Below are 20,864 nucleotides of genomic sequence, written 5' to 3'. Positions count from 1 at the left end.
GAAGTGGTATTGGATCCGGTCGGGTGGGGGTCCGTCCAGGGGGCCGCTCCGGCGTGCGCGCCGGGGCGTGGTGCGGGGTACGTTCCCGGGCGGGGTCCCTGGCGGGCCTCCTGACGGACTCCCGGGCGGACCCCGGGCGGACCCCGGGCGGGCACCCCAGTGGGCTCCCCGGTGGGGGCGAACCGTGCGTCACGGAGAGATCGCCTACTGTCATATGCTTGTCGTATTGGCTGGTCAGGGTGGGGGAACGGGTGGATTTCCGGTTGTTGGGCTCGGTGGCCGTGGTGGCCGCGGACGGGCGGGAGCTCGCGGTCGGATCGCCCAAGCGCCGGAGCCTGCTGGCGATGCTGCTGCTGCACCCCGGCCTGCCGGTGGGCGTCGACCGGCTGACCGAGGCGCTGTGGGACGAACGGCCGCCCCGGCACGCCCGGACCGTCATCCACAACCACGTCTCCGGGCTGCGGGCGCTGCTCGCCGCGCACGGGGCGGCCGCCGCCGGGGTCGAACTGGCCACCGACGGCAGCGGCTACCTGCTGCGGGCGCCCGCGGCGGCGGTGGACGCCGGGCGGTTCGAGCGGTACCTGCGCACCGCCCGCGCCGCCCGGGAGCCGGGCGCCGCGGTGGCGGCGCTGGGCGAGGCGCTCGCGCTGTGGCACGGGCCCGCGCTGGCCGGGACGGAACCCAGCCTGCCGCTGCTGTGCGCCGCCCGGTCGCTGGAGGAGCTGCGGCTGGCGGCCGTGGAGGAGCTGGCCCGGGCCCACGGCCGGCTCGGCGACCACGGCGCGGCCGCCGGGGTGCTGGCGGTCGAGGCCGCGCTGAACCCGCTGCGGGAGTCGCTGGTGGCCGCGCTGATGCTGGCGCTCGGGCGGGCCGGGCGGCGCTCGGAGGCGCTGGAGTGGTTCCGGCGCACCCGCCGCACGCTGGCCGAGCAGCTGGGGATCGACCCCGGGGCGGAGCTGGTCGAGGCCCACGCGGTGCTGCTGCGCAGCGAGGCGGCGCCGAAGGCCGGGCCGGTAGCGGTACCGGCGCCGGTGCCGGTGCCGGTGCCCCCGGCGACGGCGGCCGGACCGGCGGTGGCGGCGCCCGCGCCGGGGCCCTTCCCGCGCCGGCCGCGCGGGTTCTCCGGGCGGGAGGGCGAACTGGCCGCGCTCGACCGGGCCGCCCGCTCCCCCGGCGCGATCGCCGTCGTCACCGGCGGGGCCGGGATCGGCAAGACCGCGCTCGCCGTGCACTGGGCGCACCTGCACCGGGCGGAGTTCCCCGACGGCCAGCTGTTCGTCGACCTGTGCGGGCACAGCCAGCTGCCCGAGCGCCCCACCGGTGCGGTGCTGCGCGAGCTGCTGCTCGCCCTGGGCCTGCCCGCCGAGCAGATGCCCTCCTCCCCCGCGGCGCTGGCCGCCCGCTACCGCGAACTGACGTACGGGCGGCGGATGTTGATCGTGCTGGACAATGCCCGCCGGTCCGAGCAGGTCCGTCCGCTGCTGCCCGACGGGGACGACTGCGTCACCCTGGTGACCAGCCGCGACCGGCTCGGCGGGCTGGTCGCCACGGACGCCGCCCGGCCGGTGCCGCTGGCCGAGCTGTCCGCCCCGCAGTCCGTCACCCTGCTCGCCACCACCCTGGGCCCGGACCTGGGGCCCGACCTGGTCGGTTCCGAACCGGAGGCCGCGGCCCGGCTCGCCCGGCTGTGCGACGGGCTGCCGCTCGCCCTGCGGCTGGCGGCGGCCCGCATCGCCACCTGCCCGAGCCTGGGCCTGGCCGCCCTGGCCGACGAACTCGCGGACGAGCAGGGCCGGTTGGGTCTGCTGGAGGTGGAGGACACCAGTGTCGCCGCGGCCCTGGCGCTGACCGTCCAGCACCTGTCCGTGCCCGCCCGCCGGCTGTTCCGCCAGCTGGGCACCCACACCGGCACCACCCTGGACAGCCGTACCGCCGCCGCGCTGGCCGACTGCGCACTGCCGCAGGCGGCGGGCGCGTTGGAGCAGTTGGCGACGGCCCACCTGGTGGTCGAGATCGGCCGGGACGCCTACACCCTGCACGACCTGGTCCGCCTCTACGCCCGCAGCCTGCCCGCCGGGGCGGGCGGGGACGAGGCGCTGCTGCGGCTGCTCGACCACCTGCTGCGCACCCTGCTGGCCGCGAGCGCGGCCGCCGAGCCCGGCAGCGAGCCCTGCTGCGAGCTGCCCGCCGACGCCCGGCGCCCGGTCGGGGTGCGCCCCTTCCCGGACCGGGCGGGCGCGCTGGCCTGGTACGCCGCCGAGCGCGACACCCTGCGCGGCGCGGCGCTGGCCGCGGTCGCCGCCGGACGGCACGACCGGGCGTGGCGCCTGGTGCTGCTGCAGTGGCCGCTGATCGTGTGGCAGGTCCGGGACGGCTGGGTGCCGCTGCTGGAGCACGGGCTGGCGGCCGCCGAGGCCGACCTCGCCCCCGGCGCCCAGTCCCGGGCCCGGGCGCTGCTGGGGTGGGTGCTGCTGGAGGAGGGCCGGCCGGAGGAGGCCCTGGTCCACCTGGAACGGGCCCCCGGCCTGGCCGCCCTGGCCGGCGACCGCAGCGCCGAGGCCGTCGCCCTGGTCAACCTGGCCGCCGCGTTCGCCCGGCACGGCGGGGACGGGGCGCCGGCCCGGGCGCGGGAGCTGCTGGGCCGGGCGCTCGCCCTGGCCGAACGGGCGGGCCGGGCCGACCTGGTCGCCCTCGCCCGCCAGCACCTCGCCGACACCTGCCTGGCCGACGGCGCCCCCGAGGAGGCCGCCCGGCACGCGGCCCGCGGCCTCGCCCTCGCCGAGCCCCCGTTCCCGGCCGCCCGCCGGGTCGTCCTCCAGACCCTCTACGGGCGTGCCCTCGCCGCCACCGGCCACCCCGAGGAGGCCGCCCACCACCTGGAGGCGGCCCTGCGGGCGGCGCGCCTCCACCAGTACGGCGAGGGCGAGTCGGCGGCCCGCGCGGCCCTGGCCGCCCTGCGGGCGGGCGCGGCGCCGGGCGGGCGTCAGCGGTAGAGCCGGGCCCCCCGGTCCGGGTGGGCGAGGACGTTGGCGACGAAGAGGCCGAGGTCGAAGTGGTCGGGCTCGACGAACGGGGTCGGGTCGTCGGCCAGGCCGTACCACTCCGGCGGCACCGGGTAGCGCAGCTCGATGCCTTGGCCGACGGTCAGGACGCACTCCGGTTCGGCGATCCGGTGCCGGACCGGGGTCGCCGCGTCCAGTAGGACGTCGTGCTCCCCCGCCCGCAGCCGCAGCCCGTCCGCGCCCCGGTAGAACACCACCGGGGTGCGGCCGAGCCGGCCGTAGTGGCCGTGGGTGCTCTCCCCGGGGGCGACGGCCCGCCCGGGGCCGAGCCGCCCGGTGGCGGGGTCGAAGTCGGCGCACCGCCCGTACCGGTCGAAGTCGGCGATCAGCATGGCGGGTTCCCCTCCCGTGGACTGCGTCCGGCACCCGCATCCTCCCGGGTCCCGGCGTCCGGCGCGCCACCGGGGCCGGTTTCAGGGGCGGTAGTCGGCCAGGGTGTGGCGGGGGTGGAAGCCCTGGGTGCGGGCGCGGGTGAGGTCGAGGACGACGCCGCGGGTGAGCAGGTCGACGGTGTACGGGGTGAGGCCGGGGATGCGGCCGGTGCGGGCGGCGAGGCGGGCGAGCGGGGTGGGGAGGTGGGCGATGCGGGCGGGCAGGCGGTGGGTGGTGAGGACGTGGCGCAGGGCGGTGTCGCGGCGGTAGGGGGTGGGGTCGGCGATGTTGTAGGCGCCGGGGGGCCAGGGCGGGGTGCCGGTGAGGCCGAGGGCGGCCAGGCAGGCGTCGGTGAGGTTGGCGACGGCGGTGAGGCTGAGCGGGATGTCCGGGCCGGGCAGGAGCAGCAGGCCGTGGCGGGCGCGGGCGAGCAGGGGCGGCAGCAGGTGGGGGTCGCCGGGGCCGTAGACGGCGCGGGGGCGCAGGACGACGGCGCCGGCGGCGAGGGCGTGGTGTTCGGCGGCGGCTTTGCTGCGGCCGTAGGCGTTGAGGTGGCCGGCGTCGGTGGGGTGGTCCTCGGTGAGGACGGTGGCGGTGGTGCGCGGGTCGTAGACGCTGGCGCTGGAGACGTGGACGAGCGGGCGGCCGGCGGCGGCGCGCAGGACGCGCCGGGTGCCGGTGACGTTGACGGCGTGCTGGTGGGCCTCGGCGGGGTGGCCGGGCGGCAGGTCGGTGACGGCGGCGGCGCAGTGGACGACGAGGTCGGCGCCGGTGAGGTCGGGGTCGTCCCGGGTGGCGTCCCAGGGCAGGTGGCGGCCGACCGGGCCGGGGCGGCGGCCGTGGCAGGTGACGTCCAGGCCCAGCCGGGCGGCGGCGCGGGCGAGGTGGGCGCCGCAGAAGCCGGTGGCGCCGGTGACGGCGATGCGCGGGGTCACCGGGTTCCTCGGCGCAGGGTGAGGTGGGCGTAGCCGGGCAGGGCGGCGCGGCGGTCCGCCCGGGAGTGCAGGACGTGCGGGTGGTGCGGGGCCAATGCGAGGAGCAGGTCGGCGAGTTGGGCGCGGGCGAGGGCGGCGCCGGGGCAGGCGTGCGGTCCGGTGCCGAAGACGGCCTGGGTGGCGGCCGGGTCGGTGGGGGCGGTGCGCCGGTGGGCGTGGGCGGCGTGGCGGGCGACCAGGATCAGCCGGTCGCCGGCCCGTACCGGGTGTCCGGCGAGGACGGCGTCGGCGGCGGCCGCGCGGGGCAGCAGCGGGGAGGGGGCGGTCAGGCGCAGGAGTTCGGCGGCGAGGGCGGGTGCGGAGTCCTCGTCGACGGTGGGCCAGGCGCGGGTGTCGGCGCACCAGGCGACGGCTCGGGGCAGGGCGGCGACGGTGGTGTTGACGGCGGCGACGGCGAGCATGGCCTGGCCGGGGTCGGGCAGCAGGGCGGTGAGGCGGGCGACGGCGTCGGCCGCCGTGCGGCCGGGGCGGGCGGGGCGGTGCGGGCCGGGCAGGTGGTCGCGGGCGGTGGCGGCGGCGGCTTGCCGTGCGGCGTGGGCGAGTTGGCGCGGCGGGGCGGTGCAGCCGGTGAGTTCGGCTGTCACGGTGCCGGCCAACTCGGTGGCGAGGTCGACGAGTTCGAGCGGGCCGTGGGCGAGGGCGGGGACGCGTTCGGCGAGCAGGGCCCGCCAGTGCGGGCGCAGCCGTCGTACGGCGGTGGTGCCGAGGTCCAGGGTGCGGCGGGCGGTGCGGTGTTCGTCGCCGTCCTGGTCGAAGAGCAGGCCGCCGCCGGTGAGTCGGGCGGCGGTGCCGCCGGTGGTGCCGGGTGCGGTGCGGGCGAGCGGGAGGCGGGTGAGGGCTTCGCGGTAGGCGTCGGGGTGGTGGACGAGCAGGGTGCGGCCCAGGCGCAGTACGGGGCGGTGGCGGGTGGCGCAGAGCAGGGCGAACAGCAGGGGGTGGCTGCGCAGGTAGACGGTGCGGTCGCGGCGCCGGGCCCGGCGGCCGGAGGCGAGCGAAGCGGCGGGCGGCGGGGTCATCGGGTCAACTCCCGTGCGCAGTGGGCGGATGCGGCGGCCCGGTCGGGTTTGCGGGAGCGGCCGGTGAGCGGGACGGTGCCGAACAGCAGGGCGTCGGGGCGGGCGGCGCCCATCCGTTGCAGCGGGGCGTCCAGGCGGGTGCGCAGGGTGTGCGGGTCGGTGCCGGGGGCGGGTTGGACGAGGGCGACGAGGCGTTCGTCGCCGTGGCCGTCGGGGACGCCGACGAGCAGGGCGAGTTCGACGCCGGGGATGTGCAGGGCGGGTTCGTACAGGCCGGGGTAGATGTTGCGGGCGCCGCGCAGCACCATGTCCTTGAGGCGGCCGGCCAGGACGATCCGGCCGTCGGGGGTGAGGGTGGCGCGGTCGCCGGTGCGGATCCAGGGGTCGGGTTCGCGGCCGAGGTAGCGGTGGCGGGCGCCGGGGCCGGTGAGGTGGAGTTCGCCGTCGTCGGCGAGGCGGGTGCGGATGCCGGGCAGGGGGTGGCCGACGAGGTCGCCGTCGCCGGTGTGGGCGCTCTTGTCGGCCTCTTCGACGGCGGCGGCGGGGAAGAGTTCGGTGAGGGCGTAGACGCTCCAGGCCTGGTGGGCGCCGGCGGTTTTGGCGCGGCGCAGCAGGGCGGCGTCGGCGGGGGCGGAGCCGGTCCACAGGGTGCCGCCGAGGTGGGCGCCGGCGGCGAGGGCGGCGCGCAGCTGGGGTGGGGTGAGGTAGGTGTGGGCGGGGGTGAGGCGGGTGAGTTGGCGGGCGAGGGCGGTGGGGGTGCGGGCGGGCAGGGCGACGGTGGCGCCGGCGGCGAGGGCGGGGGCGAGGACGAAGAAGGTGCCGCCGAGGACGGTGCTGTCGGGGCGGGGCCGGACGAGTTCGGTGACGGTGTGCAGGGCGGCGGTGAGGCCGGCGTGGGTGTGGACGACGGCGCGGGGGCGGGCGGTGGTGCCGGAGGTGAAGACGATGACGGCGTCGGTGTCGGGGTCGGGGTGGTGGGCGGGTGCGGGGGTGGTGGCGGGGCGCAGGCGGGGTGCGCAGCCGGGCAGGCGGGGGCCGAGGGTGGCGACCGGGCCGAGGGTGCGCAGCGGGGGCAGGCGCAGGTCGGCGCGGCGGGCGAGGGGGGCGGCCCAGCCGGCGGCGGCCTGGGCGGTGGCGTCGGCGAGGATCAGGGCGGGTTGGGCGAGGGCGAGGTGGGCGGCGAGGACGTCGGGGCCGACGGTGGGGTCGAGGACGGCGGTGCGCAGGCCGAGGCGGTGGGCGGCGAGCAGGGCGGCGAGGGCGCGGGGGCCGGGGCGCAGGGCGAGGCCAAGGGTGGCGCCGGGGGTGAGGCGGCGGGCGTGCAGGGCGGCGGCGTAGCCGTCGGCGAGGTCGGCGAGGTCGCCGCGGCGGATGCGGGTGCGGGTGGTGCCGGTGCGGGTGTGGTGCAGGACGGCGGGGCGGTCGGGGTGGTGGGTGCGCAGGGCGTGGGTGAGGCGGTCGAGCACGGCGGGCCGTCCTTCCGGGGCGCGGTGATGGGCGGGGGTCAGCGGATGTCGGTGGGGCGGGGGCCGGGGCCGCGTTCGAGGTACCAGCGGGCGGTGCCGAGCAGGCCGTAGGCGCGGATGCGGCGGGTGGAGTTCTGCACGACCATGTCGGGGCTGCGGATGACGGCGGTGGTGTGGCGGCGGACCCGGTTGAGGAAGTCGCGGTCGGTGGGTGAGGGGCGGCGGGGCATGCCGCCGACGGCCTGGTAGAGGGCGGCGGTGATGGCCATGTTGTTGCCGGCGTGCATCCGGTAGGGGGTGAGGTAGCCGTGGCGGCGGTGGTGGGCGGGGCGGATGCGGCCGAAGAGGGCGCCGAGGGCGACCAGGGTGCGGAAGAGCGCGCGGCCGGCGGGTCCGTGTTCGTCGCGGCGGGCGGTGACGCGGCCGCAGACCAGTGCGTCGCCGGTGAGCAGGGCGGCGCGGGCGGCGGCGGTCCAGCCGGGTGCGGGCAGGCAGTCGGCGTCGGTGCGGGCGAGCAGGGTGGCGCCGTGGGCGATGGCGTGGCGGAAGGCGGTGTCGACGGCGCTGCCGACGCCCTTCTCGGGTTCGGTGAGGGTGTGGACGGGGAAGGGGGCGCGGGCGGCGAAGGCGTGGACGGTGGCGAGGGTGGCGTCGGTGGAGCCGTTGTCGGCGACCAGGAGGGTGAAGTCGCGGTCGTGCTGGGCGGCGAGGGCGTTGAGGGCGCCGTCGATGCGGGCTTCCTCCTGGTAGGCGGGGATGATCACCCACAGCGCGGTCATGAGGCCTCCCAGACCATGGTCATCAGGCTGACGCCGCCGCCCAGGCCGATCATGAGGACCCGCTCCCCCGGGCTCAGCTGCGGCTTCACGCGGTCGAGTTGGACGCCGAGGGTGGCGCTGGCGATGTTGCCGAGTTCGGGCACGGTGAGCACCAGTTTGTCGGCGGGGGCGCCGGTGAGTTCGACGAAGCGTTCCAGGTAGGGGACGGTGACCTGGTGCACCAGCACCCGGGCGTAGTCGTCCCAGCCGAGACCGGTGCGGTGGGCGAGGTCGGCCAGTGCGGCGGGGCCGATCTGTTCGAAGATGCCGCGCAACTCCTTGCCGCCGCCGCGGAAGTAGCTGTACTCGTCGCCGCGCGGGTGGCGGGAGCCGCCGCCGGGGATGCCGCCGGCCTGCCAGTGTTCGGAGGCGGTGCGGGCGGCGATGTCGAGGATGCCGCCGCGTTCGACCGCTTCGACGACGACGGCGGCGCCCGCGTCGCCGAAGGTGTAGCCGGCGAAGCCCTCGCGCAGGGCGGCGGTGTCGGCGGGGTCGCGGCGCATGGCGCGGCTGGGGGTCTCGCCGGTGACGACCAGGGCGCGCCGGGCGCGGCCGGCCAGGATCATCGCGCGGGCCAGGTCGATGCCGTTGAGGAAGCTGTTGCAGGCGTTGCTGACGTCCAGCGCGTGGGCGCGGGTGCCGAGTTCGGCCTGGACGATGTGGGCGGTGGCGGGTTCGCAGAGGTCCCGGGTGGCGGAGGCGAAGAGCAGCAGGTCGATGTCGTCGGGGTGCAGCCGACCGGCGGCCAGGGCGCGGCGGGCGGCGCCGACGGCGAGGGTGGAGGCGTACTCGTCCTCGGCGGCGAAGCGGCGGGTGCGGATGCCGGTGGCCTTCTCCAGCATCCGTGCGGGCAGGGCGAGTTCGGCGCCGGCGGTGATCTCGTCCTGGAGTTGCTGGGAGGTGAGGCGGCGGGCGGGCAGGTGGGAGCCGACGGCGGTGATGCCGATCCTCGGGGTCGCTGCTGGGTGCATGGCTTCATGCTGCGGGGCGCACGCCGGGGCCCACCTGAGTACGGGTACTCAGGTGGGCCCCGGTCGGATACCCGTTCGGGTGGTGCGGGCCACCCGGTGCGGGGTCCCACGGTGCCGGTCCCGAACGGGGGTCGAGGCCGGCACCTGCTCGCGGGGGTCGCTCAGGGGGTGAGGACCCACTTCTGGTTGGCCAGACCGTTGCAGTCCCAGATGCCCAGCTGGGCGCGGTTGGAGGTGTCGAAGCCGAGCTCGTCCAGGCACTTGCCGGTGAGCACGTTCTTCAGCGAGCCGTCGGGCTGGGGCAGCCACTGCTCGCCGGCGCTGCCGACGCAGGTGTAGACCTCGACCTTGGTGCCGTTGGGGCTGTCGGCGGTGCCGTAGGTGACGTTGAGGCACACGCCGAGGGCGCGCACGGAGTTGTCGACGCCCAGGGTCCACTGCTGGGCGGCGGTGCCGTTGCAGTCGTAGATCTGCACCGGGGTGCCGCGGTTGTCGCTGCCGTGGGCGACGTCCACGCACTTGCCGCCGTAGCCGACCAGGCGGCCCTGCTGGCCCTGCATGCCGAGGACCTGCGTGGTGATGGTGCTGGTGGCGTAGTTCCCGGGGTTGCAGAAGGCCTGGGAGGTGCCGTTGCCGGTGACGATGCTGCCGTTGACCCAGTAGTTGATCGGCGTGGTGCCGACGGCGTAGAAGCAGACGGCCTGGGCGCGCCAGATGGTGCCGTTGGGCACGTTGTTGCAGTAGGCGGAGGCGACCGGGCCGCTGTGCATGGTGGAGCAGTTGCCCGGGGAGTCCGCCTGGGCGACGGAGGGCAGGACGGCGACGCCCACCAGGGCGATCAGGCCGGTGAAGAGGGCGGCGAGGGTTCGTCGCAGGCGCATACGAGGGGTCCGTTCGGATCGACGGGGCCCAACCGGATGTGTGGATGGTGTGGTTGGTGTCGCCCAGCGTGAGTGATGATATGAGGACACGTCAACTGTTGTGAATGACTTGTCCTGAAACAATTCACACCAGCTCACCTCCGGTGGTCGGGACGGTGGTCGGGGCGGCGGCCGCCGTGAACGCGGGCTCCAGGGCGGCCAGCAGCGCGGCCGGGTCGACGGGCCGGGCCAGCGGCGGCAGGCCGGTATTGGCGGTGAACTTGGCCTCGACCTGGGCGCGGGTCAGCGGGCGGGCCGGGGAGCCGAGGGTGTCGGCGACGTGCAGGGTGCGGGTGGTGCCGTCGCGCAGGACGGCGTGCAGGGTGGCGCCGAGGTGCCCGGGGAAGGCGGCGCTCTCCCGGACGCCGGCGCGGCAGTGGACGCGGGCGGCGAGGGCGAGCAGGCCGGGGTCGTGGGCGGCGGCGTCGGGGAAGTCCTCCAGGGCGACGCCGAGCCCTCCCCCGCCGCGCAGCGCGACGGCCACCGCGAAGGGGGCGGAGAAGCGGGCGGCGTAGCCGTCGGGGGGCGCGGCCTTGGCCTCGGGCGGCTCGGCGACGGTGCGCAGGGTCGGTCCGGGCAGGTCGAGGCGGATGTGGTCGATCCGGTCGGGGCCGATGCCCTCGGCCCGCAGCAGGACGGCGAGTTCGACGGCGGGGTGGGTGAAGCCGTTGGTCGGGTAGGGCTTGATGACGGTGTCGAGGTAGTGCCAGCGCTCGCCGAGCCCCTCGGTGAGCGCCTCGGGGCGGGCGGTGGGGCCGACGAAGGCGGCCAGGTAGCCGAAGCGGCCCTCCAGGGCGGTGGGGGCGCCGGTCAGGCCGTGGGCGGCGAGGGAGGCCGCGGTGGTTCCGGCGGCGGCGGCCCAGCCCGCGTGCACGGGCTTGACGGTGCCGCCGGTGCGGTTGGCCTCCAGCAGGCCGCAGGCCAGGCTGGTGGCGATCGCCAGGGCGTGGGCGAGGCGCTCGGGGTCCAGGCCGCGCAGCAGTCCGGCGGTGACGGCGGCGCCGAGCGTCCCGCACAGCGAGGTCATGTGCAGGCCGCGCTCGAAGAGCGCGGAGTCGGCGCCGTCCAGTGCGGCGGCGCCGGTGCGCAGGGCGGTCTCGGCGCCGAGGGCGGCCGCGCGCAGCAGCGAAGTGGAGTCCCCGGAGGAGGAGTTGGCGAGGGCGGTGGGGACGGCGACGGTGCTGGGGTGGACCATGGTGGGCAGCTGGGCGTCGTCGTAGTCGTGTGCGTGGGCGGCCGTGCCCAGCCACAACGCGGTGTCCTGGCGCGGCAGTTCGCGCAAGGGCCGGCCGGGGTGCTGCTCGGCGAGGTGGCCGGCGACGGCCCGGGCGGGTCCGGTGGCCGCGCCGGCCACGATGCAGCCGTAGGTGTCGAGCAGGGCGAGCTCGGCGCGCCCCTCGACGGCGGCGGGCAGGCCGTGCCGGTGGTGGTGATGCGCGAAGTCCGCCAACTCGGTGACCAGGGTGGGCACTTCACGCCTCCACGAGGGCGAGCGGGCGGACCGGGGAGCCGGTGGCGCCGAGGATCTTCAGCGGGACGAGGACGAAGAGGAACTCCCGCACGCCGTCGGCGGCCAGCTCCTCCAGGTCGAGCACCTCGACGATGTGCACCCCGTGCTCGACCAGCAGGCTGCGGTGGGCGGGCATCCGGGTGTGGCCCAGGCCCGGCAGGATGCGGTCGAAGGCGATGGTGTCGGTGCCGGCGGCGCGCACGCCGCGGGCGGCGAGCCAGTCGGCGGCCTCGCCGGTGAGGCCGGGCACACCGGTGGCGTGGCCGACGTAGGCGGCGGGGTCGGCGTACAGCTGGGGCCAGCCGGTGCGCACCAGGGCGACGTCACCGGGGTTCAACTCACCTCCGTCCAGGGCTGCTTCGAGGTCGTCGGGGGTGATGCCGCAGCCGGGTGCGAGGCGGCCGGTGCCGTGCAGGGCGGGGATGTCGAGCAGGACGCCGCGGCAGAGCATCGGGGCGACGGTGTCGACGCCGAGCGCGCGGTGCCGGCCGCCGACGGTGTTCGCGGCGGCGTCCAGACCGCCGTGCAGGCGGCCGTCGTGGGCGGCGTGGGCGAGGGCGTCGATGTGGGTGCCGACGTGGCCGCCCAGGGTGATCAGTTCGTTGGAGCCGGAGCCGCCGTCGGGGGTGGGGCGGTCGCCGTGGCGGCGGATCAGGGCGAAGTGGAAGCCGGGGTGGCTGGGCGAGCAGGGCATGCCGTTCTCCAGCGGCTGGGCCAGGTCGTAGACGCGGGTGCCGGCGGTCAGGGCGTCGAGCAGTCGCACGGTCGGGGGTCCTCTCAGCGGGTCGGGGGCTCGGCGTGGCCGATGCGGTCGGCGCGGTCCTCGGCGGCCGCGGCCAGGACGGCCCGGGCGCGGCGCACCACGGCGGCGTCGGTGAACCGCCCGTCGGGGCCGGTGCGGGCGCCGGTGCCGCGGGCCTCGGCGTCGGCCACCACCGCGCGGGCGGCGGCCAGTTCGGCGGCGGTGGGGGCGAAGACGGCGTGCACGACGGGCACGTGGGCGGGGTGGATCACCGAGCGGCCGTGGAAGCCGCGCTCGCGCCCCCGGCGGGTGTCGGCGGCCAGGCCGGCCGGGTCGTGCAGGTCGGGGTGGACGCTCAGCGGCGGGCGGGGCAGTCCGGCGGCGCGGGCCGCGACCAGGACCCGTACGGCGCAGGCGGCCAGCACGTCCGGGTCGGTGGTGGCCAGGTCGGCGGCGAGGTCGCCGGTGCCGTACAGCAGGCCGCGCACCCGGGGGTGGGCGGTGGCGATCCGGTAGGCGTGTTCGAGGCCGAGGGCGCTCTCCACGGTCGGCCACAGGCCCACCCCGGGGGCGGCCCCGGCGACGGCCCGCACCTGCCGGGCGGACTCGACCTTGGGCAGGCGCAGGCCGGCCAGGCCTTCACCGGCGAGTCCGGCCAGCGCGGCGAGGTCCTCGCGGCCGCCGTCCGCCAGCGGGTTGATCCGCACGTGGACGCCGTGCGGGCGCTGCTCGCGCAGGAAGGCGGCGGCGCTGCGGCGGGCGTACTCCTTGCGCGCGGGCGCGACGGCGTCCTCCAGGTCGATGACGACGGCGTCGGCGCCGGCGGCCAGGGCCTTGGGGTAGCGCTCGGGGCGGTCGCCGGGCACGTACAGCCAACTGCGCGGCCCGAGCGGCGGGTCGAGCAGCGGATCGGGCGTCGGGGCGGGCATTCAGACCACCCCGAGCCGGCGCAGTTCGGCCAGCCGCTCGGCGCCGACCCCCAGTGCCCCGTACACCTCGGCGTTGTCGGCGCCGCTGGGGCGCCCGGCCCAGCGCAGCCGGCCGGGGGTCTCGGACAGCCGGGCGAGCGGGCCCTGGAGGGCGAGGTCGCCGAGTTCGGGGTCGTCCAGGTGGACGATCGCGCCGAGGGCCCGCAGCTGGGGGTCGGCGAGCAGGTCGCCGGCGTGCTGGACGGGGGCGACGGCGGCCCGGGCCCGCTCGAAGGCGGCGATCACCTCGGGGCCGTCGCGCTCGGCGATCCAGGCGCCGACGGCGGCGTCCAGCTCCTCGACGTGGGCGGCGCGGCCGTGGCCGTCGGCGAACCAGGGCCGGGCGGCCAGGTCGGGGCGGCCGACCAGGTGCAGGACGCGCTCCGCGATGTTCTGGGCGCTGGTGGACACCGCCACCCAGCGGCCGTCCCGGCAGCGGTAGGTGTTGCGCGGGGCGTTGTTGACGGAGCGGTTGCCGACCCGCTCCTGGACCAGGCCGAGCTGCTGGAAGACCGTCAGCTGGGGCCCGAGGACGGCCAGGATCGGCTCCAGCAGCGACAGGTCGATCACCTGGCCGCGCCCGGTGCGCTCGCGGGCGCGCAGCGCGGCGAGCACGGCGAACGCCCCGGCGATGCCCGCGATGCCGTCGGCCAGGCCGAACGGGGGCAGAGTCGGCGGGCCGTCGGGCTGCCCCGTGCTGTAGGCGAAGCCGCTCATCGCCTCGGCGAGGGTGCCGAAGCCGGCCCGTTCGCGCATCGGGCCGACCTGGCCGAAGCCGGTCACCCGCAGCAGGACCAGGCGCGGGTTGGCCGCGGCGAGGGTCGCCGGGTCCAGGCCCCAGCGTTCGAAGGTGCCGGGGCGGAAGTTCTCCACCACGACGTCGGCCTCGCGGGCGAGTCGGAGGAACAGCTCGCGGCCCTGGTCGGCGGCGAGGTTCAGGGTGACGGCGCGTTTGTTGCGGGCGACGGTCTTCCACCACAGCGACACGCCGTCCACCTGGGCGCCGTTGCCGCGGGCCGGGTCGCCGCGCGGGTGCTCGATCTTGACGACGTCGGCGCCGAAGTCGCCGAGCAGGCTCGCGGCGAGCGGGCCGGCGAACAGGGTGGCCGCGTCCAGCACCCGCAGGCCGGCCAGCGGCGCGTCGCCGCCGGGGCCGTTCCCGGGGCCGTTCCCGGGGTCACCCTCAAGGCCGTCCGCAGGGCTGCTCGTGGAGCCGTCCGCAGGGCCGTTCTCCTCGTCGGGCATGGTGCGCCCCCTCTCTCCGTAAGATTTACCGTAAGCCTTACGGTCGCCCTTACGGTAGGCTGGCGCCGCACTCGACGCAAGGGAGTTGGTGGGCGATGGCCTCCACAGATCCGGCGACCGCCGGCCGCACCGGGGGCAGGCGGGCCCGCGGCGCCCTGACCGCCGACCTGATCGTCACCGCCGCCCTGGAGATCACCCGGCAGGAAGGCCTGGAGGCGCTCTCCATGCCCCGCCTGGCCCGACACCTCGGCTGCGGCGTGATGACCATCTACGGCCACGTCGACGGCCGCGACCAGCTGCTCGGCCTGCTGTGCTCGCGCGTCCTCGGCGGCCTGGAGGCCGAGCGCGCCGACGGGATCGGCGGCCGCGAGGCGCTCACCCGCTTCGCCCTCGCCCTGCACGGGCGGATGCTGCAGCACCCCGCCCTGGCCCACCTGCTGACCCAGCGCAAGCTGTGGAGCCCGGAGGTCGCCGACCTCGTCGAGTGGGTGCTCGCCGAACTCACCGCCGACGGCCGCACCCTGGAACAGGCCGTGACCGCCTACCGCCTGGTCCTCACCCACACCCTCGGCGCGGTGCTCTACGAACTCCCGCGCACCGGCGCCGACCAGCGGGCCGAGTACGCCGCCTGGTGGCGCCACACCCTCGCCGACCTGCCCGCCGACGACTACCCGCTGCTGCACGCCGCCGGGGACCACCTCGGCCGCGCCCCCGCCGACAGCCAGTTCCGCACCGGCCTGACCGCCCTGCTGGACGGCCTGGGCACCCCCTGACCGACCCGGCTGTCGGACCCCCCGGGCACACTGGGGGCGGACACCCGAGCGAACCGAGGACGGACTCCATGGCCGAACGGCCCCTGACCCTGATGGCAGTGCACGCCCACCCCGACGACGAGGCCACCGGCACCGGCGGCGTCCTCGCCCGCTACGCCGCCGAGGGCATCCGCACCGTCCTGGTCACCTGCACCGACGGCGCCTGCGGCGACGGCCCCGGCGGCGTCAAGCCCGGCGAGGACGGGCACGACCCGGCGGCGGTGGCCGCGCTGCGCCGCAAGGAGCTGGAGGCCAGCTGCCGGGTCCTCGGCGTCGACCACCTCGAACTCCTCGAGTACGGCGACTCCGGGATGATGGGCTGGGCCGCCAACGACGCCCCCGGCTCGTTCTGGAGCACCCCGGTCGCCGACGGCGCCGCCCGCCTGGCCGAACTGCTGCACCACTACCGGCCCGACGTCGTCGTCACCTACGACGAGAACGGCTTCTACGGCCACCCCGACCACATCCAGGCCAACCGCATCACCATGGCCGCCCTGGAGCTGGCCCCCGGCCTGACGCCCAAGGTGTACTGGACCACCGCGCCGCACTCGGCGATGCGCCGCTTCGGCGAGGCCATGCGGGAGTTCGGCGCCGACTGGGACGAGCCCTCCGACTCCACCGCCTCCGCCGCGCCGGAGGGCGAGGCCCCCGCGGCCCCCGAGCTGCCGCCGATCGGCCTGCCGGACGACCAGGTCACCACCTGGGTGGACACCCACGCCTACGGAAGCCAGAAGTTCGACGCCCTGGCCGCCCACGCCAGCCAGGGCGAGAACATCTTCTTCCTGCGGATGGGCAAGGAGCGCTTCACCGACCTGATGGGCACGGAGACCTTCGTCCGCGTCCGCGACACCACGGGCGCGGACCTGCCGGAGAAGGACCTCTTCGCCGGCCTGCGCTGAACCGTCCCCGTCCCCGTCCCCGTCCCTGGGCCCCGGGCCGCCCGGCCGCCCGTCGGATCAGCCGCCGGGCGTGCCCGGGGCCGGGGCCGGGGCGGAGGCCGGGGCTTCCAGGAGGGGGCGGGGCGCCGGGACCGGGGCGCGGCCGGTGAGGCGGTGGATGAGGGGGTTGACCGGGAGGGTCGCGGCGAGCGCGGTCAGCAGCAGGATGGTGAAGAACCGTTCGCCGATGATGCCCAGGTCCCGGCCGAGGGTCAGGATCAGCACCTCCCCCAGGCCCTTGGTGTTGAGCAGCACCGCCACGGTGGCGGCCTCGCGGCGCGGGACGCCGGTGAGGCGGGCGGCGAGCAGGGCGCCGGCGAACTTGCCGCCCCAGGCGATGCCGAGCAGGGCCACCGCGGCGAGCAGACCACCGGTGCCGAGGCCGTGCAGGTCGACGGACAGGCCGGTGAGGGCGAAGAACACCGGCACGAGCAGGGCGCCCGCGTTGCGCAGCGGCAGGTGGACGGCCTGGCGCAGCTCCTCCCCCGTGTCGCGGGGCATGGCCAGGCCGAAGGCGAAGGCGCCGATCACCGCGTGCAGGCCGAGCAGGGAGGCGGCCCAGGCTGAGAGCAGGGCGCCGCTGGCGAGGGCGAGCAGCACGAGCAACGGGCGGTGGGCGAGGGCGCGTTGGGCCGGGCCGCGCAGCAGGCGGCGCAGCAGCGGGCGGACGACCAGGGCCAGGGCGGCGGCGTAGCCGGCGATGCGGGCGAGGGCGAGCGGCAGGCCACCGTCGGCGGCTCCGTGGGTGGCGGCGCTGAGCGCGGCGACGGCGCACCACAGGGCGGTTTCGGTGAGGGCGCCGCAGGCGACGGCCAGTGCTCCGGTGCCGTCGGCCTGCAGCCGGTTCTCCTCGACGATGCGGGTCAGGACGGTCAGGGCGCTGGCGGACAGCGCGATGCCGAGGAAGACGGTGAACAGGGCCGGGGTGGCGGCCGGTCCGGCGAGGGCGGGGTGGCGGGCGAGCAGGACGGCGGCGACGGCGGCGGCCAGGGCGAAGGGCAGGGCGACCGAGGCGGTGGTGACGGCGAGGACGGTGCGCACCCGGCCGGCCAGCCGGCGCAGGTCGAGTTCCCAGCCGGCGGCGAACATGAAGAGTGCGATGCCCAGTTGGGCGATGACCGACAGGTGGGCGCGGGCCGCGGGTGGGAAGAGCCGTTCGGTGGGGTCGCCGGGCAGCAGGCCGAGGACGCCGTGGCCGAGCAGCACGCCGACGGCGACCTCGCCGATCACCACGGGCTGGCGCAGCCGGGTGCGCAGCGGGGTCAGGGCGACCCCGGCGAGCAGGACCACCGCGACATCGGCGAGCACGGTCGTGGCGGAGGTGCCTTCCATGGCGCCGTCCCCTTTCCGGTGCCGGGGGCGGTGCGCTCGCGGGGGGATCGCGACGGGCCCCGGGCGGCTTGTCGCACGTACACGGTCCGTTGCATTGTGCGCAACGGCGGTGCGGGCGGCGGGGGTTCGACGCGGGCGGGTCGGGGTGGGGCGGGGGCCGTGCGCCCCCGGCGTGCGCCCGCCCCGGTCCGTACGGGTACGGTCCGGGGCGGGCGGTGTTCACACGCGTGGGTGCTCGACCGGCCAGGTGGGACTGACCAGTTGGAGCGGGTGGAGCGGGTGGAGCGGGTGCCGCCGGATCAGGCGGGGACGATGGCGAAGGCGCCGTTGCTGAGCGGGGTCTGGGTGTACGGGCCGCTGTTGATGGACTGCGGCGAGTAGCTGTCGAAGACCTGGCCGTTGACGGTGACGCCGGAGAAGTCCAGTCGGCTGAAGGACGGGTAGCTCTGGCTCGGGGACTCTATGACGGCCTCGGCGCTGACGTTCTGCCCGTTGAGCTGCTGGACGGTGTTCTCGCTCCAGCCCTTGGTGGTGTCGGTGATCTGCAGGGTGTAGTTGGAGCCGCCGCTGTTGACCACCGAGGCGGTGAAGCTGTCGCCGGCGTCGACCGGGTCGTTGAAGTACTGCGGCGGGGCCGGGTACATCTCGTACCAGGCGGAGTAGACCGGGGAGCCGCTGGAGCAGTCGACCTGGACGCCGGTCTGCTCGACGGTCTGCGAGCCGTAGCCGTCGATGCCGACCCAGGGGGCGAACAGGTCGTTGGAGGTGTTGCACTGGACGGTGGGCATGGTCCAGGAGCCGGAGACGCTCTGGAAGCCGTTGCCCTGGGCGACGTAGCCGCCCCAGACGCCGCCGTCGTAGCGGGCGCCGTGGCCGTAGTGGTGGGCGCCGTAGACGTGGGTGGCGTGGGCGGGGGCGGCGCTGGCCGCGGGGGCGACGACCGCGGCGGCCGGCAGGGCCAGCACGGCGGCGAGCACGAGGCGGCCGGTGCGGGAAAGGGCCATGGGGGGCTCCTTGGTTGGGCGTTGTGGGGGTGCCGCCCAGCTTGGGGGCGCCGCGGCCGGGCCGGGAAGGGAAGCGTGGGGACAGGAACCCGACATGGCGTAAACATGTCAAGGCGTCAACCCCTTGATTTCGGCCACCCGGTGGCGCACAGTCGCTCTGTTCCGCTGCCGGTGCGGGACGCGAGGAGGGTGTCGTGCCGGGGACGGGCATGCTCGGCGGGCTCGGGCTCGGCGCGCTGGAGGAGCAGCTCTACCTGCGGCTGCTGGGCCTCCCTGCGGCCGATCCGCAGCTGCTGGCGAGCCAGTTGAACCTGCGGGCCTCGATCGTGGTGGCCGCGCTGGCGGTGCTGGCCGAACTGGGGCTGGTGGAGGCGTGCGCGGCGGGGGCCTGGACGGCGGTGCCGCCGGACGTGGCGCTGGAGGAGCTGCTGCTGCGGCGCGAGGTGGAACTGCGCCGCGCCCGGGGCCGGATCGGGGAGCTGATGCGCACCTACCGGCAGGGCCGCCCGGACCCGGAGGCGGCCGGGCCGGTGGAGGTGATCAGCGGGCGCCGCTCGATCGCCGACCTGTGGCGCACCCTGCAGCTGGGGGTGCGCGAGCGGCTGCGGGTGCTGGACCGGCCGCCGTACGTCCAGCGTTCCGACCCGCAGACCGAACTGGCGCTGCTGGGGCGGGGGGTGACGACCCGGGTGGTGTACCACAGCCGGGTGCTGCGCGATCCGGAGCGGCTGGCGGAGATCCGCACCTTCACGGCGGCCGGGGAGCAGGCCCGGGTGCACACCGAGGTGCCGCTGAAGCTCGCCCTGCTGGACGACCGGTGGGCGCTGCTGCCGGTCAGCGCGGGCACCGAGCTGGAGAGCGTGCTGCTGATCCGGCCCTCGACCCTGCTGGACGCGCTGGCCGGACTGTTCGAGCTGTACTGGGCGCACGCGATGCGGCTGCCGGAGCCGTCCGAGGAACCGCCGGAGGACCGGCACCGGCAGCTGCTGACACTGCTGGCCGCCGGGCTGACGGACGAGTCGATCGCCCGGCAGCTGGGGGTGTCGACGCGTACGGTGCAGCGCTGGGTGCGGGAGCTGATGGACCGTTTCGGCGCCCGGACCCGGTTCCAGGCGGGCATCCAGGCGGCCCGGGCGGAGCTGCTCTGACCCCTAGCCGCGCGGGGTGGTGAGGTCGGCGACCTCGGCTTCGTAGAGCAGGGCGGGGTCGAAGCCCATCCCGGTGAAGTGGCCGGCCAGTTCCAGGGACAGCACGCCGTGCAGGCGGGTCCACAGGGTCAGGAAGCGGTGCAGCGCCTCGGGCGGGGCGGGGTTGCCGAAGGCCCAGTCGCGGTGGTCGGCCAGGTGGGCGGCGAGCGCCGTGGGCTCCTGGCCGGGGACCTGGTCGGGGACCTGGTCGGCGAGGGCGGCGGCGCAGGCATCGAGCAGGATCGTCATGATCTCGGCGGAGATCGCGGTGGTGTCCGGTGGCGCGTGGTAGCCGGGCACCGGGGTGCCGTAGATCAGGAAGTACCGCTGGGGGTCCGCGAGGGCCCACCGGCGCAGGGCGTGGGCCAGGGCGGGCAGGTCGGCGCCGCCCTCGGCGCCCACCGCCAGGACGTCGGCGAGGCTGCGGTAGGCGTCCCGGACGAGTTCGGTGATCAGCTCGTCGCGGCCGGCGTAGTAGCGGTAGAGCGCGGGCCCGCTCAGGCCCATCTGCTTGGCGATGGCGTTGAGGGAGAGCGCGGAGGCCCCGGCCGTGGCGATCTGCTCCCGGGCGTGCCGCTTGACCTCCTCGCGCACCTGGGCGCGGTAGCGCTCCCTCGGGGTCCCGCCGTCCGCCTGCGCCATGCTCCGACCGCCTTCCGCGCCGCTTCGGCTACAGCTTCAAGAATTAGTTAGAGGCTATCACTGAACCTGTTGACCCGGACCGGATCGAGGAGTTACAACTTCTAACGAAAGAAGGAGCATCTAGCGCTTTCTTCGTCGGAGTCGAAGGGGACCACCATGTCCGGCATCCGCAGCACCCGCGCCGTCCGCACCGCCCTGTCCGCCGCCGCGCTCGCCGCCGCCCTGCTGGGCACCGTCGCCGCACCCGCCCAGGCCGCGTCCCACTCCCCCGCCGCCCCCGCCCCGCTGACCTGCCGCGGCCGGGGCGTCGACCCCGCCGCCCAGATCCGCTACCGCACCGAGGCCGTGATCCACGCCCCGCTGTCCACCGTCTGGCGGCTGCAGACCGACGTGGCCCGCTGGCCCTCCTGGCAGGCCACCGTGGCGAGCGCCGAGCGCCTGGACGACGGCCCGCTGCGGGCCGGCTCGGCGTTCCACTGGACCACCCCGCTGCCGCCCAACCCCGCCACCACCGCCACCAGCCTGGACATCACCTCCACCGTCCAGCAGCTCAAGCCGGGCTCCTGCATCCGCTGGACCGGCCCCGCCGAGGCCGAGGGGCTGCACATCGACGGCGTCCACGTGTGGACCTTCACCCCGGTGCCCGGCGGCGTCCTGGTGCGCACCGAGGAGACCCACCGCGGGCCGCAGGTCGACGCGGACGTCCCGGCCGCGACCGCGATCCTGCGTCAGGGCCTGGACGGGTGGCTGCACGACCTCAAGGCCGCCGCCGAGGACTGCGGCTGACCGTCCGTCGGGCCCGGTCGGGCCCCGCCCCGACCCCGTTCCCCCGCGCGAGTGCGCAGGTCAGGAGCGGGGTCGGTG

At 76.6% G+C, this 20,864-nt stretch carries 19 protein-coding genes; 5 read left to right on the top strand and 14 right to left on the bottom strand.

The window, feature by feature from the left end; translation table 11 throughout:
- Positions 1 to 218: 218 nt before the first annotated feature.
- Positions 219 to 2,993 (top strand): AfsR/SARP family transcriptional regulator, encoded by a 2,775-nt coding sequence (locus ACIP4P_RS26945; RefSeq protein ID WP_400922623.1) that lies wholly within the window; start codon positions 219 to 221, stop codon positions 2,991 to 2,993.
- Here ACIP4P_RS26945 and ACIP4P_RS26940 read toward each other — a convergent pair.
- The 11 genes from ACIP4P_RS26940 to ACIP4P_RS26890 all read right to left on the bottom strand — a co-directional run bounded on the left by ACIP4P_RS26940 (position 2,984) and on the right by ACIP4P_RS26890 (position 14,085).
- Positions 2,984 to 3,394 (bottom strand): hypothetical protein, encoded by a 411-nt coding sequence (locus ACIP4P_RS26940; protein ID WP_400922621.1) that lies wholly within the window; start codon positions 3,392 to 3,394, stop codon positions 2,984 to 2,986. The two genes, ACIP4P_RS26945 and ACIP4P_RS26940, sit on opposite strands and share 10 nt — an antisense overlap.
- 81 nt (positions 3,395 to 3,475) lie before the next feature.
- Positions 3,476 to 4,369, bottom strand: coding sequence for an NAD-dependent epimerase/dehydratase family protein (locus ACIP4P_RS26935; protein WP_400922618.1), 894 nt, complete (start codon positions 4,367 to 4,369; stop codon positions 3,476 to 3,478).
- The gene (locus tag ACIP4P_RS26930; RefSeq protein ID WP_400922616.1) at positions 4,366 to 5,445 is read right to left on the bottom strand and encodes a cytochrome P450; all 1,080 of its coding nucleotides are present in this window, start codon (positions 5,443 to 5,445) and stop codon (positions 4,366 to 4,368) included. The genes ACIP4P_RS26935 and ACIP4P_RS26930 overlap by 4 nt, the downstream gene beginning before the upstream one ends.
- The gene (locus tag ACIP4P_RS26925) at positions 5,442 to 6,911 is read right to left on the bottom strand and encodes an AMP-binding protein (protein ID WP_400922613.1); all 1,470 of its coding nucleotides are present in this window, start codon (positions 6,909 to 6,911) and stop codon (positions 5,442 to 5,444) included. Before ACIP4P_RS26925 ends, ACIP4P_RS26930 begins: the two co-directional genes overlap by 4 nt.
- Positions 6,912 to 6,949: 38 nt before the next feature.
- Positions 6,950 to 7,690 carry a glycosyltransferase family A protein gene (locus tag ACIP4P_RS26920; protein ID WP_400922611.1) on the bottom strand — a complete coding sequence of 247 codons (741 nt, stop codon included), beginning with the start codon at positions 7,688 to 7,690 and terminating at the stop codon, positions 6,950 to 6,952.
- A complete protein-coding gene (locus ACIP4P_RS26915; protein WP_400922609.1) occupies positions 7,687 to 8,700 on the bottom strand; it encodes a 3-oxoacyl-ACP synthase III family protein in 1,014 nt (337 codons plus the stop codon). The genes ACIP4P_RS26920 and ACIP4P_RS26915 overlap by 4 nt, the downstream gene beginning before the upstream one ends.
- A gap of 161 nt (positions 8,701 to 8,861) precedes the next feature.
- Positions 8,862 to 9,581: a ricin-type beta-trefoil lectin domain protein gene (locus ACIP4P_RS26910; RefSeq protein WP_400922606.1), complete on the bottom strand. Its 720-nt coding sequence runs from the start codon at positions 9,579 to 9,581 to the stop codon at positions 8,862 to 8,864.
- 124 nt (positions 9,582 to 9,705) lie between these two features.
- Positions 9,706 to 11,091, bottom strand: a complete 1,386-nt coding sequence (locus ACIP4P_RS26905) for an MmgE/PrpD family protein (RefSeq protein WP_400922604.1) — start codon at positions 11,089 to 11,091, stop codon at positions 9,706 to 9,708.
- Between the two features lies 1 nt (position 11,092).
- A complete protein-coding gene (locus ACIP4P_RS26900; protein ID WP_400922602.1) occupies positions 11,093 to 11,893 on the bottom strand; it encodes a cyclase family protein in 801 nt (266 codons plus the stop codon).
- A 14-nt stretch (positions 11,894 to 11,907) separates the two neighbouring features.
- Positions 11,908 to 12,801 (bottom strand): HpcH/HpaI aldolase/citrate lyase family protein, encoded by an 894-nt coding sequence (locus ACIP4P_RS26895; protein WP_400922600.1) that lies wholly within the window; start codon positions 12,799 to 12,801, stop codon positions 11,908 to 11,910.
- Positions 12,802 to 14,085 (bottom strand): CaiB/BaiF CoA transferase family protein, encoded by a 1,284-nt coding sequence (locus ACIP4P_RS26890; protein WP_400922598.1) that lies wholly within the window; start codon positions 14,083 to 14,085, stop codon positions 12,802 to 12,804.
- 95 nt (positions 14,086 to 14,180) lie between these two features.
- On the opposite strand from ACIP4P_RS26890, the gene ACIP4P_RS26885 reads away from it, so the two are divergent.
- Positions 14,181 to 14,858: a TetR/AcrR family transcriptional regulator gene (locus ACIP4P_RS26885; RefSeq protein ID WP_400922596.1), complete on the top strand. Its 678-nt coding sequence runs from the start codon at positions 14,181 to 14,183 to the stop codon at positions 14,856 to 14,858.
- 68 nt (positions 14,859 to 14,926) lie between these two features.
- Positions 14,927 to 15,796 (top strand): PIG-L family deacetylase, encoded by an 870-nt coding sequence (locus ACIP4P_RS26880; protein WP_400922594.1) that lies wholly within the window; start codon positions 14,927 to 14,929, stop codon positions 15,794 to 15,796.
- Positions 15,797 to 15,853: 57 nt separating this feature from the next.
- Here the strand turns inward: ACIP4P_RS26880 and ACIP4P_RS26875 are convergent, their stop codons facing one another.
- Positions 15,854 to 17,167, bottom strand: coding sequence for a cation:proton antiporter (locus tag ACIP4P_RS26875; RefSeq protein ID WP_400922591.1), 1,314 nt, complete (start codon positions 17,165 to 17,167; stop codon positions 15,854 to 15,856).
- A gap of 299 nt (positions 17,168 to 17,466) precedes the next feature.
- Positions 17,467 to 18,171, bottom strand: a complete 705-nt coding sequence (locus ACIP4P_RS26870; protein WP_400922589.1) for a G1 family glutamic endopeptidase — start codon at positions 18,169 to 18,171, stop codon at positions 17,467 to 17,469.
- A gap of 194 nt (positions 18,172 to 18,365) precedes the next feature.
- Here ACIP4P_RS26870 and ACIP4P_RS26865 point away from each other — a divergent pair, with 194 nt between their 5' ends.
- On the top strand, positions 18,366 to 19,319 hold the full coding sequence (locus tag ACIP4P_RS26865; protein ID WP_350513804.1) for a LuxR C-terminal-related transcriptional regulator: 954 nt from the start codon (positions 18,366 to 18,368) through the stop codon (positions 19,317 to 19,319).
- 3 nt (positions 19,320 to 19,322) lie between these two features.
- On the opposite strand, the gene ACIP4P_RS26860 is transcribed toward ACIP4P_RS26865, so the two are convergent.
- Entirely contained in the window at positions 19,323 to 20,000 is a 678-nt protein-coding gene (locus ACIP4P_RS26860) for a TetR/AcrR family transcriptional regulator (protein WP_400922587.1), read from the bottom strand.
- 156 nt (positions 20,001 to 20,156) lie between these two features.
- Between ACIP4P_RS26860 and ACIP4P_RS26855 the strand changes: the two genes are divergently transcribed.
- Positions 20,157 to 20,786: an SRPBCC family protein gene (locus ACIP4P_RS26855; RefSeq protein ID WP_400922584.1), complete on the top strand. Its 630-nt coding sequence runs from the start codon at positions 20,157 to 20,159 to the stop codon at positions 20,784 to 20,786.
- The last annotated feature ends 78 nt before the right edge of the window (positions 20,787 to 20,864 follow it).

The sequence above is a fragment of the Kitasatospora sp. NPDC089509 genome (assembly GCF_044749365.1).
GTDB lineage: Bacteria > Actinomycetota > Actinomycetes > Streptomycetales > Streptomycetaceae > Kitasatospora.
Note: the sequence above shows the minus strand (reverse complement) of the source record. Positions and strands in the feature narration are given on the sequence as shown.